Origin of the sequence: Spirillospora sp. NPDC048824 (assembly GCF_043198455.1) — a bacterium.
Taxonomy (GTDB): Bacteria; Actinomycetota; Actinomycetes; order Streptosporangiales; family Streptosporangiaceae; genus Spirillospora.
Genome location: NZ_JBICUS010000003.1, coordinates 412830 through 430954 on the forward strand (window position 1 = coordinate 412830; position 18125 = coordinate 430954).

Annotated in this window: 18 protein-coding genes; 5 read left to right on the forward strand and 13 right to left on the reverse strand. The window is 73.2% G+C overall.

Annotation, left to right across the window (positions count from 1 at the left end; genetic code table 11):
- The first annotated feature begins 229 nt into the window (after nucleotides 1-229).
- From aroF to ACGFIS_RS08340, 3 genes are all read left to right on the forward strand, one after another.
- Nucleotides 230-1276, forward strand: a complete 1047-nt coding sequence (aroF, locus tag ACGFIS_RS08330) for a 3-deoxy-7-phosphoheptulonate synthase (RefSeq protein ID WP_392902627.1) — start codon at nucleotides 230-232, stop codon at nucleotides 1274-1276.
- Nucleotides 1277-1405: 129 nt separating this feature from the next.
- Nucleotides 1406-1720, forward strand: a complete 315-nt coding sequence (locus tag ACGFIS_RS08335) for an EamA family transporter (protein WP_392970106.1) — start codon at nucleotides 1406-1408, stop codon at nucleotides 1718-1720.
- A gap of 53 nt (nucleotides 1721-1773) precedes the next feature.
- The gene (locus tag ACGFIS_RS08340; protein ID WP_392902622.1) at nucleotides 1774-2670 is read left to right on the forward strand and encodes a DUF5954 family protein; all 897 of its coding nucleotides are present in this window, start codon (nucleotides 1774-1776) and stop codon (nucleotides 2668-2670) included.
- A gap of 18 nt (nucleotides 2671-2688) precedes the next feature.
- Here ACGFIS_RS08340 and thiI read toward each other — a convergent pair whose 3' ends face one another.
- From thiI to ACGFIS_RS08365, 5 genes are all read right to left on the reverse strand, one after another.
- Nucleotides 2689-3951 carry a tRNA uracil 4-sulfurtransferase ThiI gene (thiI, locus tag ACGFIS_RS08345; RefSeq protein WP_392902620.1) on the reverse strand — a complete coding sequence of 421 codons (1263 nt, stop codon included), beginning with the start codon at nucleotides 3949-3951 and terminating at the stop codon, nucleotides 2689-2691.
- 132 nt (nucleotides 3952-4083) lie between these two features.
- Nucleotides 4084-5109 (reverse strand): 6-phosphofructokinase, encoded by a 1026-nt coding sequence (locus ACGFIS_RS08350; protein ID WP_392902618.1) that lies wholly within the window; start codon nucleotides 5107-5109, stop codon nucleotides 4084-4086.
- Nucleotides 5110-5461: 352 nt separating this feature from the next.
- A complete protein-coding gene (locus ACGFIS_RS08355; RefSeq protein WP_392902890.1) occupies nucleotides 5462-6100 on the reverse strand; it encodes a response regulator in 639 nt (212 codons plus the stop codon).
- 33 nt (nucleotides 6101-6133) lie between these two features.
- Nucleotides 6134-7282 (reverse strand): MacS family sensor histidine kinase, encoded by a 1149-nt coding sequence (macS, locus tag ACGFIS_RS08360; RefSeq protein WP_392902615.1) that lies wholly within the window; start codon nucleotides 7280-7282, stop codon nucleotides 6134-6136.
- Between the two features lie 253 nt (nucleotides 7283-7535).
- Complete coding sequence (locus ACGFIS_RS08365; RefSeq protein ID WP_392902613.1) at nucleotides 7536-8249, reverse strand: lysophospholipid acyltransferase family protein; 714 nt, start codon at nucleotides 8247-8249, stop codon at nucleotides 7536-7538.
- Between the two features lie 378 nt (nucleotides 8250-8627).
- On the opposite strand from ACGFIS_RS08365, the gene ACGFIS_RS08370 reads away from it, so the two are divergent.
- Nucleotides 8628-9467, forward strand: a complete 840-nt coding sequence (locus ACGFIS_RS08370) for a hypothetical protein (protein ID WP_392902611.1) — start codon at nucleotides 8628-8630, stop codon at nucleotides 9465-9467.
- Here the strand turns inward: ACGFIS_RS08370 and ACGFIS_RS08375 are convergent.
- From ACGFIS_RS08375 to ACGFIS_RS08400, 6 genes are all read right to left on the reverse strand, one after another.
- On the reverse strand, nucleotides 9464-10162 hold the full coding sequence (locus ACGFIS_RS08375) for an endonuclease/exonuclease/phosphatase family protein (RefSeq protein ID WP_392902608.1): 699 nt from the start codon (nucleotides 10160-10162) through the stop codon (nucleotides 9464-9466). The genes ACGFIS_RS08370 and ACGFIS_RS08375 overlap by 4 nt on opposite strands.
- Nucleotides 10163-10164: 2 nt before the next feature.
- Complete coding sequence (locus tag ACGFIS_RS08380; protein WP_392902606.1) at nucleotides 10165-11133, reverse strand: ROK family glucokinase; 969 nt, start codon at nucleotides 11131-11133, stop codon at nucleotides 10165-10167.
- Nucleotides 11134-11179: 46 nt separating this feature from the next.
- A complete protein-coding gene (locus ACGFIS_RS08385; protein WP_392902603.1) occupies nucleotides 11180-11638 on the reverse strand; it encodes a hypothetical protein in 459 nt (152 codons plus the stop codon).
- A 53-nt stretch (nucleotides 11639-11691) separates the two neighbouring features.
- Nucleotides 11692-12126, reverse strand: a complete 435-nt coding sequence (locus ACGFIS_RS08390) for an SRPBCC family protein (protein ID WP_392902600.1) — start codon at nucleotides 12124-12126, stop codon at nucleotides 11692-11694.
- A 66-nt stretch (nucleotides 12127-12192) separates the two neighbouring features.
- Complete coding sequence (locus ACGFIS_RS08395) at nucleotides 12193-12960, reverse strand: metallophosphoesterase (protein WP_392902598.1); 768 nt, start codon at nucleotides 12958-12960, stop codon at nucleotides 12193-12195.
- A 110-nt stretch (nucleotides 12961-13070) separates the two neighbouring features.
- The gene (locus ACGFIS_RS08400; RefSeq protein WP_392902595.1) at nucleotides 13071-13763 is read right to left on the reverse strand and encodes a copper homeostasis protein CutC; all 693 of its coding nucleotides are present in this window, start codon (nucleotides 13761-13763) and stop codon (nucleotides 13071-13073) included.
- Nucleotides 13764-13994: 231 nt separating this feature from the next.
- Between ACGFIS_RS08400 and ACGFIS_RS08405 the strand changes: the two genes are divergently transcribed.
- Nucleotides 13995-15797: an AMP-dependent synthetase/ligase gene (locus ACGFIS_RS08405; protein ID WP_392902593.1), complete on the forward strand. Its 1803-nt coding sequence runs from the start codon at nucleotides 13995-13997 to the stop codon at nucleotides 15795-15797.
- Between the two features lie 28 nt (nucleotides 15798-15825).
- Here ACGFIS_RS08405 and ACGFIS_RS08410 read toward each other — a convergent pair whose 3' ends face one another.
- Together ACGFIS_RS08410 and ACGFIS_RS08415 are read right to left on the reverse strand one after the other, a co-directional pair.
- Nucleotides 15826-16485 carry an NAD(P)H-binding protein gene (locus tag ACGFIS_RS08410; protein WP_392902591.1) on the reverse strand — a complete coding sequence of 220 codons (660 nt, stop codon included), beginning with the start codon at nucleotides 16483-16485 and terminating at the stop codon, nucleotides 15826-15828.
- A gap of 151 nt (nucleotides 16486-16636) precedes the next feature.
- Entirely contained in the window at nucleotides 16637-18121 is a 1485-nt protein-coding gene (locus ACGFIS_RS08415) for a DUF1996 domain-containing protein (protein ID WP_392970021.1), read from the reverse strand.
- Nucleotides 18122-18125 lie beyond the last annotated feature (4 nt).

Here is an 18125-nt window from a genome sequence, read left to right on the forward strand (position 1 = left end):
TATTCGGGGTCGCGCGGGCCCACCACCGGGAAATTCGGCTACGCTGACCACATGCGCAGCGTCGTCTATTTCTTTTGGTACGACCAGCCCGGGCGGCTGGTCTGCCACGCGCTGCGCTGACAGACCACAGAACGAAAGCCCCGGGCCGGCTGGCCCGGGGCTTTCGCCGTTTCAGGGGTAAGCCGCGAGGTCACCGGGATCCCGGGCGTACAGGAGAGGCAGCACATCAATGGTCGTCGTCATGGCCCAGGAGGCCAACGAAGCGGACATCAGGGCCGTCGTCTCACTTGTCGAGACGGCGGGAGGTGACGCCTTCGTCAGCCGCGGCGTGGAACGCACCATCGTCGGGCTCGTCGGCGACGTCCAGCAGTTCGGCTCGCTGAACCTGCGCGGGATGCGCGGTGTCACCGACGTCATCCGCATCTCGGCGCCCTACAAGCTGGTGAGCCGCGAGAACCACGGCGAGCGCTCGATCGTCCGGGTCGGCGGCGTGCCGGTCGGCCCCGGCACCATGACGCTGATCGCCGGCCCGTGCGCCGTGGAGACCCCCGAGCAGACCCTCGGCGCGGCGCAGATGGCGCAGGCCGCGGGCGCGACGCTGCTGCGCGGCGGCGCGTTCAAGCCGCGCACCTCCCCGTACGCGTTCCAGGGACTCGGCGAGACCGGCCTGCGCATCCTCGCGGACGTGCGCGAGGAGACCGGAATGCCGATCGTCACCGAGGTGGTGGACGCCGGCGACGTCGACCTCGTCGCCTCCTACGCGGACATGCTGCAGATCGGCACCCGCAACGCGCAGAACTTCTCCCTCCTGCAGGCCGCCGGCGAGTCCGGCAAGCCGGTCATGCTCAAGCGCGGCATGAACGGGACGATCGAGGAGTGGCTGATGGCCGCCGAGTACGTCGCGCAGCGCGGCAACCTCGACATCGTGCTGTGCGAGCGCGGCATCCGCACGTTCGAGAAGGCCACCCGCAACACCCTCGACATCTCCGCCGTGCCGGTGGCGCAGCGCCTGTCCCACCTGCCGGTCATCGTGGACCCGTCGCACTCGGGCGGCAGCCGCGACCTCGTCCTGCCGCTGACCCGCGCCGCGATCGCGGTCGGCGCCGACGGCGTGATCATCGACGTGCACCCGCACCCCGAGACCGCCCTCTGCGACGGCCCGCAGGCCCTCGTGGACGGCGACCTGCGCGAGCTCGCCAAGCTGGTCCGCGACCTGCCCCCCATCGTCGGCCGCTCCCTGGCACAGGCGCCCGACACCGACACCGTCCCCGCCTGACCGGCCATCGTTCTGGACCATGGCGTACTGGACCCCTGACTGCGGACCGCCGCGCTCCTGACGGGGCGCGGCGACCGCACTCTCCACCCGAGTCCTGACACGGCCCGGCACCGGCGTGTGCCCGGGGCCGTGCACTCCTGCGCCCCGAATCCGGATTTCCTCTCTCCGATTTACCGCGCTCTCCTCGGGGTGATCACCACGGGCGGCGGCTATCTTCTGTTCGCCCGGGGGCTGCGGACCACGCCCGCCACGACCGCGACGACGCTGACGCTGGCGGAGCCCGCGGTCGCCGCGGTCCTCGGTACCGTCCTGCTGGACGAGGACCTGGGCGCGGCCGCGCCGGGCGGGTTGGCGCTGGTGGGGGCGAGCCTGATCGTCCTCATCGCACCGGCCGGGCCGCGGGCCTCCCGGCGGAGCCGCGAGAAAACGCGAACGGGCCGGTAACAAATTGGTCTGAACCATTGGCCGGAGCGGGCGCGACGAGGATGATGTCCGGCATGACAACCGGCGATGGTGATGCCGGGGGGCGGCTGTTCCCGGAGGACCTGGACGGCGTCGACCCGGTCGCGGCGGTGATGCTCGCGGACGCGTGCCGCGCCATCTCCGCCTACCCGGAGCTCGTGGCCGTCGGCGCGCTGTTCACGGCCGCCGAGCAGGTCCCGGGCGGCTGGCAGATCATCTGCCCGTGCGACCCGCTGCCGCAGGGCGCGCGTGAGCTCCTCGCCGTCCATCTGGCGGACATGGCCGTGTCCGCGGGCCGCGCGGAGGCGCGTGAGCTGCGCGCCGCCGCACGGACGCTGCAGGACGAACCGACCGACGCGGTGAACGCGGGCGAGCGGCGGTTCCGGATCGTGCGGATCGAGCAGCTGGTCCGGACCGGGCCCGACGGGCCGGAACCGCCCCGCCCGACGGACGTGGACCCGTCCGGCCCCCGCACCGGGCCCGGCCGCCGCCACGAGCTGCTGCCCGACCACGGTTCCGCGTCCGACCTCGCGACCGCCGAACTGCTGTGCCAGGTGCTGGACGCCGCCGCGGCCATCGGGAACGAGCCGTCCGGCGCGTTCCTCACCCCGGTCGCGCTGGCGCCCGCGTTCACGGTCGCGGAGCGCAGCGAGCGGCGCTGGCGCCCGGTCGGGCGGCTGCACGACGCCCCGCAGCGGGCCCGCGCCTCGCTGGTCACCTACTTCCGGCACGTGGTGCCCGCGGTGGAGAGTCCCGGCGACGCGGACGTCGCCCAGTTCGCCGAGGCGGCGGAGCTGATGGAGGACGAGACGCGCCGCAACGGCATCGCCGTCGCGGGCCGCCGGTTCCGCATCGTCCGCGTCGAGCGCATCGCGCTGATGGGTCCCGGCGGCCCCGAGCCGCCGCGCCTCACCGACTTCGACGCGCGCTAGGCGCGCCGGGCCCCGCGCTCAGCCGGCCGTGTCGCCGTAGACGGGACGGTGCTCCTGGACGGAGCCGGCGAGCTGGTCGGCGAGTTCCCCGGCGTCGAGGCGCTTCTCGATCTGCCGCAGGTCGTCGATCCTGGCCTTGGTCTCGGCGCGGCGCGGCGCCAGCACGGTGCAGCAGTCCTCGTCCGGCAGCTCGGAGATCGTCAGGGTGCGGATGCGCCGCGCCTGGTCCATGATCTCGACCTTGTCCATGCCGACGAGGGGACGCAGGATCGGCAGCTCGACGGCGTCGTCCAGCGCGGTGATGTTGGTCAGCGTCTGGCTGGACACCTGGCCGAGCGCGTCACCGGTGATCAGCGCGCTGCCGCGCAGCCGGCGGGCGAGGATCTCGCCGGTGCGCAGCATCAGCCGGCGCTGCGCGATCACGGCGAGCCGGTCGGCGCCGGACGTCTTGATCTGCTGCTGCGCCTTGCCGAACGGGACGACGAACAGCCGGGAGCCGCCCTGGAACCTGTCCAGCTCGCGGACCAGCGCGTACGCCTTGTAGATCGACTCCGGGCCGGTGAAGGGCATGCCGGAGAAGTGCAGGTAGTCGACGCGCAGGCCGCGGCGCATCATCCGGTAGGCGGCGACGGGCGAGTCGATGCCCCCCGACATCAGCACGAGGGCGCGGCCGCTCATGCCGACGGGCAGTCCGCCCTGGCCGGGCAGGCCTCCGGAGTAGACGAACACCTCGTCGCGGTCGACCTCGATCGACAGCGTGTGCTCGGGGTCCTTGAGCCTGACGGGCTGCCCGTACCGGGCGGCGACGAGGGCGCCGATGTGCCGGTCGAGCTCCATGGACGTCATCGGGAACCGCTTGTCGCGGCGGCGGGCCCGGACGGCGAACGAGCCGATCCGCCCGTCCATCAGCTCCAGCGCGGCGCGTTCGACGCTGGCGAGGTCTTTGCCGACCCGCCAGGCGCGGTGCGCCCACACGATGCCCATGACGTCGGTGACGCGCTGCGCCACCCGTTCCATGGTCGCCAGATCGGCGTCGTGCTTGCGGACGATGAAGACGCCGTGGCGCCGGATGACGTCCACCCGGGCGATCGGGCGGACGGCGGTGCGGACGTTGTCGGCGAGGCGCCGCTCGAACTGCTCGCGGTTCTTGCCCTTGAGGACGACCTCGCCGAGTTTGAGCAGCACGCACGGCTCGCCGTCGACCGGTGACTGCTCCCGGACGTCCGCCGGCGCCGGCGCGGGCGCCGGCACGGTCGCGGGCGCGGGGTCGAGCGTGGTCATGCGTGATCCTCCTGGCGGGAACAGGTCGAAAGGGAGCCTCCAGTGTGGCCCAGTGGAGCCGATGCCGCGACCCGATACTCGTGGGACCATCCCCGCATGCGCGGGGAGCAGAGTTCCCGCCAGGACGGGCGGTCAGCCGAAGAAGACCTCGGCCTCGGCGTATCGCTCCAGCGGGACGGTCTTCAGCGTCTTGGTCGCCTCGTCGAGGCCGACCCGGATGATGTCGGTGCCCTGGAGCGCCACCATCTTGCCGTAGTCGCCGTCGCTGACGGCGTCGATCGCCTGCAGGCCGAAGCGGGTGGCGAGGACGCGGTCGAACGCGGTCGGGGTGCCGCCGCGCTGGATGTGCCCGAGCACGGTGGCGCGGGCCTCCTTGCCGGTGCGCTTCTCGATCTCGTCGGCGAGGGCCTGCCCCATGCCGCCGAGCCGGACGTGCCCGAACGCGTCCCGCTCCCCGGTCTGCAGCTGCATCTGCCCGTCGACCGGGTGGGCGCCCTCGGACACCACGATGATCGGCGCGTAGCGGGTCTTGAACCGGCTCTCCACGTACTCGACGACCTTGTCGATGTCGAAGGGCCGCTCGGGAATCAGGATGACGTTGGCACCGGCGGCCATCCCGACATGCAGCGCTATCCAGCCCGCGTGCCGCCCCATGACCTCGCAGATCAGCGCGCGGTGGTGGCTCTCGGCGGTGGTGTGCAGCCGGTCGACGGCCTCGGTGCCGATGTTCACCGCGGTGTCGAAGCCGAAGGTGTAGTCGGTCGCGTTGAGGTCGTTGTCGATCGTCTTCGGGACGCCGACGACGTTCACCCCGTTGGCGTACAGCTCGCGCGCGACGCCGAGGGTGTCCTCGCCGCCGATCGCGATCAGTGCGTCCACGCCGAGGCCGGCCAGGTTGTCCTTGATGCGCTCGACGCCGCCCTCGACCTTGACGGGGTTCGTCCGGGACGAGCCCAGGATCGTCCCGCCGCGCGGCAGGATCCCGCGCACGGCCTGCACGTCGAGGGCCACGGTGTCGCCTTCGAGCGGGCCGCGCCAGCCGGCCCGGAAGCCGACGAACTCGTAGCCGAAGACCTGGACGCCCTTGCGCACGACCGCGCGGATCACAGCGTTCAGTCCGGGGCAGTCACCGCCTCCGGTCAGCACTCCGACGCGCATGCCCTCTCCTTGTCCCGCCACCGGGCTCCTCCCTCGATTCACATGGCCAGGGCCAGACTAGCCATCCGGACGCGGCCGCACAGGGCATTCACCGCCCGCCCCGGCGTGCCGCCATTGGTCTAGACCATAGCCGCTCGCGGGCGCCCGCCGCACGTCGTCCGCCGAGTGGACGGCATCAGCGCGCCGGGTCCCGGCCGAAGACGCGGATCCGCCCGCCGACCTGGATCAGCACGCCCCCGGGCACCCGCCGCACGGCCGCCTTGCGGGGCCTCCTGCGCCGCCGCCGGCCCTGAGCCGAAGGGGCCGGGGCCGAACGCGGCGCTCATGTGACGGGCGGGAGGTCCGCTGTCCACTACCGGTCTTGGTCGAGACCCTTCTCGATGGCGTAGCGGACGAGTTCGACGCGGTTGTGGAGCTGGAGCTTTCCGAGGGTGTTCTGGACGTGATTCTGCACCGTCCGATGGGACAGGACGAGCCGCTGCGCGATCTGCTTGTACGTCAGGCCCTTCGCCACCAGCCGCAGGACCTCGGTCTCGCGGTCGGTCAGTCGCGGCGCGTCGTCGTCGGCGCGGGCGGGCGCGGCGGCGAGGCGGCGGTACTCGCCGAGCACCAGCCCGGCGAGGCCGGGGGTGAACACGGCGTCGCCCTCGCCGGTGCGCCGGACGGCGTCCAGGAACTCCTCGCGCGCGGCGGACTTGAGCAGGTAGCCGGTGGCGCCCGCCTTCACCGCCTCCAGCACGTCCTGCTGCTCACCGCTCGCCGACAGCACCAGGACGCGGACGGGCGGGTCCGCGGCGGCCAGATGGCGGGTCACCTCGACGCCGCCGATGTCGGGAAGCTGGAGGTCGACCACGGCCACCTGCGGGCGCGCGGCGGCGGCGACGCGGATGGCGGCGCGTCCCTCGCCGGCGGTCGCGACCACGTCGTGACCGGCCTCGGCGAGGTCGCGGGCGACCGCCTCGCGCCACATCGGATGGTCGTCCACGACCATGACCCTGAGGGGAACGTCGCTCACGCCCACACCCTAAGCCGCGCGCCAGGGGCGGGGGACGGTCAGCTCGATCTCTGTGCCCTCGGCCTCGGTGGAGACGATCGTGACCTTGCCGCCGAGGTCGGCCACCCGGCCGCGGATGGACTGGGCGACGCCGAGCCGGCCGTCCGCCGCGGCCTCCTCGAGCCGCCCGGCGGCCATGCCGGGGCCGTCGTCCCGGACGCTGACGGTGATCTCGCCGGCGCCGTCCTCCAGCAGCACCCAGGCGCGGGCACCGGCGCCGCAGTGCCGCCGGACGTTGTCGAGCGCCGCCGCGACCGCCGCCTCGACCTCCCGGGCGGCGGGCCCGGGCAGCAGCACCTCCGTCGCCGGCGTCGAGACCGTCACCGACGGAGACGCGTGGCCGGTCAGCAGCGGCCGGAGGTCGACCCCGGCCCCGGCGCCCGGCGACGGCGCGGGCACGGCCGGGCCGGTGCCGATGAGGGACCGCAGCGCCGCCTCCTGCTCCCCCGCCAGCCGGCCCAGCTCCGCCGCCTCGCCGCCCAGCTCGCCGCCGCGCCGCTGCACCATCGCCAGCACCTGCAGGACCGAATCGTGGATGCGGCGCGCCAGCCGCTCCCGCTCCCGGGTGGCCGACTCCAGTTCCACGGCCCGCGCCAGCCGCGCCTCCGCCTCCAGCGCCAGCCGCACGACGTGCCCGACGACGAGGCCCGCGAGGAACAGCAGGACGATGCCGTTGAACGTCGTCGACCCCATCCCGCCGGCCGTCCCGGCGATGGCGTGCACCGTCAGGTTCGCGGCGGCGAGCACGAGCGCCGCGGTGACGCCGAGCCGCCGCCCGCCCGCCACCGCCCATGACAGCACCGCGGCCGCCACCCACGACACCGGCAGCGTCGGCCGCCCGGCCGCGATGTTCTCCGCCGTCTCCACCCAGGCCGTCGCGAGCACGCATCCGGCCGCGACGGCGAGATCGGCGCCCAGCAGCGCCCGCCCCCGCCTGCGCGGGTCGCCGAACGCCCGCACCGCGTACGCCGTCCAGGCGGCCATGACACCGAGGACGGCCCAGCCGGCCGCCGTATGCGCGTAGCCGCCGGAGTTCATCGCGATCACGAGCCCGGCGTAGACCAGCGCCAGGCCGCGGTAGACCGCCACCGCCCGCCACAGCGCGGCCTCGAGCCCCATCCCCCGGGGCTCGGCCCCGATCATCCGCGCCCTCGCGGGTGGGCGGGCCCCGCGCCTCCCGGTCCGCCTTCGCTCAACCATGCCGCTGTGGGGGACGACCCCCCACACCCCCCGGGTCCGCTTCGCTCATACGTGCCACTGTGGAGGGACGACCCCCCACACCCCCCGGTCCGCTTCGCTCATACGTGCCACTGTGGAGGGACGACCCCCCACACCCCCCGGTCCGCTTCGCTCATACGTGGTCGCTCAGGCCTCAGTCGTCCTCGGCCGGCCGCGTCGGCTTGCCGGCCATCTCCGCCTTCACCTCGGCGGCGTACCGGTCGACGTACTCCTGCCCCGACAGCTCCCTGATCGCGTTCATGATCTCGTCGGTGACCTCCCGCAGGACCGCCTTGTCGTCCTCGCGGCCGTAGTGGCGGGAGAAGTCCATCGGCTTGCCGAACCGGACGCCCGGCCGGACACCGAGCCGCGGGTAGGTCTGGCCGGGCGGCATCAGCTCGAACGTGTTGATCATCGCCATCGGGATCACCGGGACCCGCGACTTCAGCGCCAGCCGCGCGGCGCCCGTCTTGCCGCGGTACAGCCGGTTGTCGGGGGCCCGGGTGCCCTCCGGGTAGATGCCGAGCAGCTTGCCCTCCGCGAGGATCCGCAGCCCGGTCTGCAGCGCCGCGTCGGCCGCCGAGCCGCCCGTCCGGTCCACCGGCACCACGCCCACCCCGGTCATGAACGCCTTGCTGATCAGCCCCTTGACCCCCTTGCCGGTGAAGTACTCGCCCTTGCCGATGAAGAAGATCGGCCGCATCAGCGGCAGCGGCCCGAAGAAATGGTCGGCGAACGACAGGTGGTTGCCCACCAGCAGCGCCGGCCCCCGCTTGGGGACGTTCTTCATCCCCCGGTTCCGCGGCCACCACAGGAGGTACATGAGGGGCGAGAGAACGATCCGGAGCAGGATCCAGAACCAGAGCATGCGGGACCTTCCTCGGACCGCGTGCCCTGGATGAGCACGACCGGTCCCTGACCGACGAGAGATGATGGGACATCTTCCCACTCCACGTCCCATCCATCTACCGGCCGGTACTCCCCGGGTCCCGGGCGGCCCGCCCGGTCGCGCGCCGAAGCGATGCGGCGAGCGGCGGCCGAATGAACGTAGGCTCTGACGTAAATCTCAATCGGGTGCGCCCGGGGGCTTGTCCCGGGCGGCGCAGCGAATACCGTGGGACACACGTTTCAGGGTGTCCGGAAGTGCCGCCGCGAGCCGGGGGCGCCACCGGGCACATGTCGTTGGGGGAGCGGAGGCCGTCATGCCGGTGCTGTCGGTCACGCCGGAGTCGAAGGAGCCGGCCCCGTGAATCGCCGTGGCAATGGACTGTCGGCCGACACCTACGCCCCGCTGGTCGACCTCGCGCCGCACCTCGCCGACGCGATGCTGGCGGCGCTCGGGGAGGCGGGCGTGGCGGCGTACGCGGCCTCGCCGTCCGACCTCTCCGACCTGACCGACCCGTCCGGCGAACCCGTCGCCGGCGACGTCCTCGACCGGCTGTACGTCGACGTCGACATGAAACCCGCCGCCGAGGGCATCCTGCGCGCCCACCTCGCCCGACTGCGCGACACCTCCGCCCGCGGCCCGGACGCCGAACGCCCCGAAACCGACCTCGCCGGCCCCCGCGACGCCGCGGAGAACCGCGACGCCGCCGCGGACCACGCCCCCGCCAAGGCCAAGGACACCGACCTCCCCGCCGACCGCGACGAGGACGCCATCTGGGCCGAGATCGTCGCCGGGTACGACTCCGTCCCCGAGGGCGACGACGTCCCCTGGCCCGACGAGGAGAACCTCCGCGAGCCCGCCGACCCCCCGCGGGAAGGCGACGACCGCACCGGACGCCTCCCCCGCGCCCGCGTCATCAAGCCCGCCGAAGATCCGGAGATCCCCCCGGACGACGACGCGGACGGCCACTACATCCCGCCCCCGCCGCCGCCGCTGCCCAGCGCCGACCCCCTCACCAAGAGCGCCTGGATCGCCCTGATCGGCGGGCCCGTCTACCTGCTCGTCACCGTCATCCTCGACTGGGAGGTCCCCGGCTGGGCCGCCTTCCTGGCCGTCGCCGCCTTCATCGGCGGCTTCGTCACCCTCGTCCTCCGCATGGGCGACGAGCCAAGGGACCCCGACGACGGCGCGGTCGTCTAAGGGAGTTCCAGGTCGGCCGTCACGGGCCGGTGGTCTGTGGCCTCCGCGTGGTCGGCGGCCGTATCGGGGGTGGGGACACCGCAGGCGGTTATGCGGACGGAAGGGTCGGCGAAGACGGCGTCGATCCGCCTGCGGGGGTCGCGGGCGGGGAAGGTGAGTTCGCCGCCCGCGGGGGCCGCCCGGTAGGCGTCCCGGAGGTGCTCGGTGAGGAGTGTCCAGGATGGGCCACCGGGGTCCTCGTTGAAGTCTCCGGCGAGGACGACCGGGGCCTGGTAGCGGGCGCGGGCGCGGTCGAGGTGGGCGAGGATCTCGTGGACGTGGCGCAGGCGCGGCTCGCCCAGCACGTCCAGGTGGGTGCTCGCGGCGATGAGCCGGGTTCCGCCGGTCTCCAGGACGGCGATCGCCAGGGCGCGGCGGTGCAGGCCCGGTTCGGGGGTGAGCAGGTGGAACTCGCGGGCCACCCGGTGGACGTGCGGTGCGGTGAGGACGGCGAGCCCGCAGGCCCGCCGTCCCGCCGCGATCCGCAGGCCGCACGCGCGGGCGAGTCGGCGGCGCCGGAGGCGCCAGCCCAAGAAGCGCGGGACCTCCTGCAGGCACGTCACGTCCGGGGCGATGCCGCGGACGACCCGGGCCACGGCGGCCGGGTCGTCGCGCAGCGACCGGATGTTGTAGCTCAGCAGGCGGACGGACGCCATCCCTAGACGACGACGTCCTGGAGGGGGCGGACGCGTGCCAGGTCCGCGGCGCCGACGATCCCCGCCGCCGAGCCCAGCTCGGCGATGCGGATGTCGGGCAGGGGGCGGTGGCCGCGGCCGGTCAGGGCGTCCTCGAACGCCGAGCGGATCGGGTCGAGCAGCAGATCGCCGGCGTCCGACAGGCCGCCGCCGATGATGAACGCGCCCGGGTCGAGGATCGCACTGAGGTCGGCAAGACCCTGGCCCGCCCAGTGCGCGATGGTCCGGAAGCACTCCAGGGCGGCCTTGTCTCCCTCGCGGGCCGCCTGTGACACCTCCGGGCCGCTGATGCCCTCGGGCCGGCCCTCGCCGAGCTCCAGCAGGCGTCCCGCCATCGCGGGCGCCACCCGGGCCAGGTCCCGGGCCTCGTGGACGAGGGCGTTGCCGCTGGCGTACTGCTCCCAGCAGCCGCGGTTGCCGCAGCCGCAGCGGCGGCCGTCCGGGACGACCCGGAAATGCCCCATCTCGGCGCCGATGCCGAAACTGCCCCGGTACAGCTCGCCATTGATGATGATGCCGCCGCCGATACCGGTGCCGAGGGCCACCAGGACGAGGAAGTTCTCGCCGCGGCCGGCGCCGAAGCGGGCCTCGCCCCAGGCGGTGGCGTTGCCGTCGTTCTCCACCACGACCGGCAGGCCGACGAGGCTCTCCACCTTCTCCTTGATCGGCTCGTCCCGCCAGGCCAGGTTCGGCGCGAACAGGACGGTGGAACGGGTCTCGTCGACGAAGCCCGCGGTGCCGAGGCCGACCGCCGACACCTCTTCGAACTTGCCCGCCAGGAGGTCGACGACCTCGGCGATGGTCTCAGCGGTCTCCTTGGGGTTGGTCGATGGAGTCGGCCTGCGTACCTTCTCCAGAATCGTCCCCCGGTCGTCGACGACCCCTGCGGCGACCTTCGTACCGCCCACATCCACGCCGATGGTCAGGGCCATGTACCCTTCCTCCTCCTCGCGCGCCCCGGCTGGAGCCTGTACCGCACTACCCGATGTCGGTGGGGCCGCCGCCCGTGGCGACCGACCACACATCACCCGTCTCCGGACGTTCCGACCGCTCGGACCTACCCGCCCGCGGGCTCTTCGACGCCTCCGGCGGCCGGTTCCGGCTTGTCCGGCCGGAACCCGTCCGGCCGGAACCCGTCCGGTCGAACGCCGCCACCACGTCCAGTGCGGCGGCGAGCAGCGACCGGCCGGCCTCGTGCAGATGCCGGCCGACGTCGCCGCCCGCCTCGCGCTTCACCGCGATCGCCCGGCAGACCGGGCAGTCGAGGCATTCCGGGGCGCCGGTGGCGATGCGCGGCTCCTCGGCGGTGGCCCGCCCCCACGCGTCCCCGCCCGCACCGCGGTCCCGGCCGGCGCCTCCGCCTCCGGCCACCCGCCTGATCAGCGTGTCGAAAAGCTTGGCCGCCTCGTCCAGGACGTCGCCCGGCTGCTCGCTCATGGGTCCATCTTCCATCGGTCGTCGGCGTGCACGGTATCGCTTGGGCGTGGTGTTCAGCTCTCCACGTGGCGTTTGAGGCCCTTGAGGGCCGAGTCGGTGATCCGCTTCTCGCCCTTGCGCTTCACCATGCCGATCAGCGGTATCCGGACGTCCACGGCGAGCTCGTAGGTCACCTCGGTGGATCCGTCCCTCTCCTCCAGGCTGTAGGAGCCGTGCAGGCCGGTGACGACCGAGCCCTGCTCCACCAGCTTCCACGTCACCCGGTCGTCGCCCTCCCAGGTGTAGGCGAGGCCGACGGTGTCGCTGAACGGGCCGCCGTCGAAGGTCAGCTTGGCGAGGGACGCCCGGCCGTCCTCGCCCGTCTCCTGGACGGTGAACCCGCGGATGCCGCTCGCCCACCCCGGGTACCCCTCAAGGTCGGCGATCACCGCCATGATCTCGGCCTTCCCGGCCTTGACCGTGATGGTGGAACTCGTGCGGTCCGCCATCTGCGTCTCCCTCCGGCTCTCGGTGAGCCCACGCGCGCGGGCCCGCTGTCCTAGAGAAAGTATCTTTCACACCGTCAGTACGTGCGGCACGCCACGGGCCCGGAAGTGGCCCACGTTCACGCATTCGGTGCGGCCGATGCGCATCCGGCTCGCGAGCGGCTGGTGGACGTGCCCGAACAGCACGTACTTCGGCTGCGTCCGGTGGATCGCGTCCAGGATCGCCCTGCTGCCGCGTTCGAACCTGCGCGCCACCGTGTCGTACAGCAGCTCGGGGACGTCGGGCGGGATGTGGCAGCACAGCACGTCCACCTCGCCGACGGCCTCGACCTTGGCGGCGAACGCGTCGTCGTCCAGTTCGTAGGGGGTGCGGTACTCGGTGCGCAGGCCGCCGCCGACGAACCCGAACCGGAGGCCGCCGATCTCGGTGGTCTCGCCGTCCAGGACGTGGTGGCCGTCCCGCAGGTGCGCTCCCCACATGCGCGGGACGTCCACGTTGCCGTACGTCAGGTACGCGGGGGCCGGCATGGCCGCGAACAGTTCGGCGTACTGCCGGTCGACCGCGCGTTCGATGTGGGGCCACGCGTCGCCGTCGAGGGACGCCCACAGCCCGCGGGAGAACTCGCGGGCCTCGTCGAAGCGCCGCTCGGTGCGCAGCGTGATGAAGTGCTCGGCGTTCTCCTGCCCGAACAGGTCGGCGAAGATCCCCTGCGCGTGGTCGTGGTAGTCGACGAACAGGATCAGGTCGCCCAGGCAGATGAGCACGTCCGCGCCGTCCGCCGCGCTCGTCAGCGCATCCGCGCGGCCATGGACGTCGCTCACCACGTGGATCCTCATGAACCGACTCTAATAGGGCACACCGCCCACGAGAATGGCCGGGTTCCGCGCCGACCGGGCGGAACACCGCGGGCGGAACACCGCGGGCGGAACACCGCGGGCGGGCCCGGTCAGCCGGTCGCGGCGGACACCAGGGAGCGCCACTCGCTCACGAGCGCGGGTTCCACGGGGGCGTCCCAGGCGCCGTCCGGGCGGACGGCGGTGCCCACGTGGAACGCGGTCACGCCCGCGGCGGCGAGGAGCGCGACGTGCTTGCGGCGCAACCCTCCCCCGGCCATGATCATCTTGGCGGAGTCCGGGTCCTCGGCGGCGCGCCGGACGAGGACGTCCACCCCGGCGTCCACGCCCCGCGCGGAGCCGGCCGTGAGGACCGTGTCGGGCCCGCCGCCGAGATGCCGGACGGCGTCCCACGCGGCGCCGGGGTCGGCGGCGTGGTCGAGCGCGCGGTGGAACGTCCAGGGCAGCGGGGCGGCGTCGGCGGCGAGCTTGCCGGTCGCGGCCGTGTCGATGTGGCCGAACGAGTCGAGGAAGCCGAAGACGAACCCGTCCGCGCCCGCCTCGGCGAGACCCGCGGCGGCGCGCCTCAGCCGGTCCAGTTCGAAGCCGGTCGTGCGGAAACCGGCGTTGGCCCGCAGCATCACCCGCATCGGCAGAGTGGTGACCTTCCGGACCGCCTCGACGACGTCGGGATCGGGGGTGAGGCCGTCCGCGGCCATGTCGGCGACGACCTCGAGCCGGTCGGCGCCGCCGTCCTGCGCCGCCCGCGCGTCCTCGGCCGTCAGCGCGATCACTTCGAGCAGCATGGCGATCCCCCGGAACCCCGTTCGTGTGCGACCGGCCCAAGCGTAGGCGACCACGCGGCGGACGCCGCCGGTGACGGCCGGTCTTTGCCGTGCCGTTAACCCGTACCGCCGGCGGGTGCCGATGACCGGGCCTTCGGGGCAAAGTCCCTACTCATGGGTATCATTCGTCAACCGGAGAAGCCTCGTGGGGACTTCCCCGCCGACCTCGAAGATCGACTACAGGAGCAGGCCGTGCGCGAGTTCAGCGTTCCCGTGATGGTGGAGGTCCCCGATTCCGCCACCCTGACCGACGCGCCCTTCACCAGGGCCGCAGAGGATCCCGGCGTGATCGTGGCGCGCCGCAAGAACGGCTCGGGCGAGGGGGCGGCGTGGAGCGCCGTCACCGCGGCCGAGTTCGCGGCCGAGGTCGCGGCCGTCGCCAAGGGCCTGGTGGCCGCCGGGATCGAGTCCGGCGACCGGGTGTGCCTGCTGTCGCGGACCCGCTACGAATGGACCGTTCTCGACTACGCGATCTGGACCGCCGGCGCGGTCTCGGTCCCCATCTACGAGACGTCCTCCGCCGAGCAGATCGAGTGGATCGTCGGCGACTCCGGCGCGAAGGCCGTGTTCGCCGAGACGGACGCGCACATGGCCTCGGTCGATGAGGTGCGCGAGCGCCTCCCCGGCCTCGCGCACGTCTGGGGCATCGACGCGGGCGGCGTCGACCGGGTACGCGAACTCGGCACCGGCACCGGCGACGACGTCGTCGAGGAGCGCCGCCGCTCCCGCACCGCCGCGGACCTCGCCACGCTCGTCTACACCTCCGGCACCACCGGACGCCCCAAGGGCTGCGAGCTCACCCACGGGAACCTCGTGGCGACGTCCCGCAACGCCGTCCAGGGCGCGATCGCCGAGGTCGCCGTGGAGGGCAGCTCCACACTGCTGTTCCTGCCGCTGGCGCACGTGTTCGCCCGGCTCATCCAGGTCGCCACGATCGAGGGCGGCATCGTCCTCGGGCACAGCGACATCCCGAACCTGCTGCCCGACCTCGCCTCCTTCCAGCCGACCTTCCTGCTGGCCGTCCCGCGCGTCTTCGAGAAGGTCTACAACGGCGCCGAGCAGAAGGCCGAGGCCGACGGCAAGGGCAAGATCTTCAAGGCGGCCGCCGAGACCGCGATCGCCTACAGCCGGGCACTGGACGACGGCCGGCCGGGCCTCGGCCTCAAGGCCAAGCACAAGGTCTTCGACGCGCTGGTCTACGGGAAGCTGCGCGCGGCCGTCGGCGGCAAGGTGCAGTACGCGGTGTCCGGCGGGGCCGCGCTCGGCGAGCGCCTCGGGCACTTCTTCCGCGGCGTCGGCATCACGATCCTGGAGGGCTACGGGCTCACCGAGACGACCGCTCCCGCCAGCGTCAACCGCCCCACCGCCCTCAAGATCGGCACCGTCGGTCAGCCGATCCCGGGCGTGGACGTCCGCATCGCCGAGGACGGCGAGGTCCTCGTCCGCGGCATCAACATCCTGCGCGGCTACTGGAACAACGAGGCCGCCACCAAGGAGGCCCTGGAGGACGGCTGGCTCCACACCGGCGACCTCGGCTCCCTCGACGACGACGGGTTCCTGCGCATCACCGGCCGCAAGAAGGAGATCCTCGTGACCGCGGCCGGCAAGAACGTCGCGCCCGCACCGCTGGAGGACAGGCTCCGCGCGCACCCGCTGATCAGCCAGTGCCTGGTCGTCGGCGACGGCCGCAAGTTCATCAGCGCCCTCGTCACGCTGGACGAGGAGGCGCTCGGCCCGTGGAAGGAACGGCACGGCAAGCCCGAGACGATGACGGTGGACGAGCTGCGCCTCGACCCCGATGTCATCGCCGCGATCGAGGCCGCCGTCGCCGAGGCCAACAAGTCGGTCAGCCGCGCCGAGGCGATCAAGAAGTACGTGATCCTCGGCGTGGACTTCACCGAGGAGGCCGGCCACATGACACCGAGCCTGAAGGTCAAGCGCAACGTCGTGATGAAGGCCTTCGCCGGCGAGATCGAGTCGCTCTACACCGGCTGACCCGGGGTGCGGGCCCGCCCTCGCCCGGTCAGCGCAGCGCGTTGACGGCGTCCCCGACCGGGGTTTCGCCGTTGAGGAGGTCGAGCGTGCGGCGGCGGACGTCGCCGGCGTCGAGCAGCGCCACGATGACCGCCGCCACGTCGTCGCGGGTGACCGCGCCGTGCCCGATGGGCGGTTCGGCGAGGGTCACCCTGCCGGTGGCCGGGTCGTCGGTGAGGCGGCCCGGCCGCAGGATCAGCCAGTCGAGGGCGTCCCGGCGGCGCAGGTCGTCCTCCGCCTCGCCCTTGGCCCTGATGTAGGCCTCCCACGCCTCACCGCGGCCCGGCGGCGGCGGCTCCCCCGCGCCCATCGCGGAGATCTGCACGAAGCCGCGGACGCCCGCGCGCTCCGCCGCGTCCGCCGTCAGCACCGACGCGGCCCGGTCGACGGTGTCCTTGCGCGCCGCGCCGCTGCCCGGCCCCGCCCCGGCGGCGAACACGACCGCGTCCGCCCCGGTCAGATGGCCGGCGACCTCGCCGGCGTCCGCCGACTCCAGGTCGCACACCACCGGCTCGGCGCCGGTGCCGCGCACGTCGGACGCGTGGCCGGGATTGCGGATCAGGCTCAGCACGGTGTCCCCCCGCGCGGCCAGCAGCCGCGACAGCCGCAGTGCGATCTTCCCGTGCCCGCCCGCGATCACGATGTCCATGCCCCGATCGTACGGAGCCGGGGCGCCCGGAATCGCGCGGGCACGCGGGCGCGGCCGGTGAGTATGCCGCCGAAGGTCGAAGACGGCATCCTCACCGGCCGCGCGTCCGGGTCAGCCCGGGGCGGTCCGGATCACCCGGACGTCCGGTGGATCAGTGGTGGCGCTTGGGCCGGGTCGTGGGCTGGTCGCCGCCCTCCTGGCCGCCGCCGTTCTGACCGCCATCGCCGTTCTGGCCGCCGCCGCCGTTCTGGCCGCCGCCCCTGCCGTTGATGGTGTTGACCGCCTGCTGCATCAGCTCTTCACCCATCACGTTGATGAAGTCGCCGTGGTCGGTCACCGGGTCGTGGCCCGACTCGGGGAAGCTGTCCAGCGCGAACGCCAGCGGCTCCGCGGGCACGTCGTAGGTCAGGGTCATCCGCAGCTGCGGCACGGCCTGAGTGCCCTCCGGGCAGGCGCCCGTCCGCTCGTCGGGGAAGGCGATGTGGTCGCGGTGGTTGGCGCTGTCGGTGTTCTGGCCGTCCCAGCAGCTCGGGAAGTTCAGCACACGCGCGACCTGGCTGCCCTCCGGGCAGAGCGGGTACTTGTCGGTGAACGCCCGCTCCTCGAAGCCCGTGCACGTCCACAGCGCCTTCGCGTTCTGCAGGCCGTTCGTCACGGCCTTCGCGTCACCGGTGGCGACCCGGATGAACTGCGGCATCGCGGTCACCTTGCTGCGCGGATTGCCCAGGAACTCCAGGCGCGCCTCGGCCGGCTCGACGATGCTGCCGATGTTGCCGTCGATCTGGCTCTGCTCGGCCCGCTCGGAGTCGTCCTGGCCCGCGCGAAGCCGCAGCACCGGCCAGAAGTAGGCCGACTTGTCGCCGTTCTCGCAGGTCGTCCCGGCCGCGGCGAAGGTCTCGTCGGTCGAGAAGGCGTCGGTGTCGAGGTTGCCGACGTAGTCGTGGATGTGGTGCGCGCCGTTCACGACGCCGGGCGCCGCGAGCACGTTGTCGGGGTTGCTGTGCGCCTGGCCCTCGTTCGTGCCGCAGTCCACACTGAACACACCGGTGGAGGCCCGCCGGGTGTTGCGCGGCTGCCGCACGCGCGGCGCCTGCTGGATCGGGACGAACTGGTCGGCCCTCAGCTCCGGGATCTCGACTTCCTGGCCGTCGCCCTGGTCGTTGCCCTGGCCCTGGTCGTTGCCCTGGCCATGGTCGTTGCCCTGACCGTCGCCCTGGTCGTTGCCCTGGCCGTCGCCCGGCTGGCCGCCGCCGTCGCCCGGGTCCTGCTGACCGCCGCCGGGGTCCTGCTGACCGCCGCCCGGATCTTGCTGACCGCCGCCCGGGGTCTGCTGGCCGCCGCCCGGGTCCTGCTGACCGCCGCCCGGATCTTGCTGACCGCCGCCCGGGGTCTGTTGACCGCCGCCGGGCTGCTGGCCGCCGCCGTTCGGGTAGCCGGTCGGAGCTCCGGTGGGGGCGCCCGGGTTGTTGACATCGTCGAGATTCCCGCCGCCTTCGAGGTCCGAGCCGTCCGCGGCGGCCGACGTGCTTGCGCCGGGTTGCGGGGCGGCGATCCCGCCGGGCGTCGTCTGACACGCCGACGTGACAAGGGCGAGCGCCGGAATGATCACGGCGAAGGCTTTTTTCTTGCTTCCCATGGAA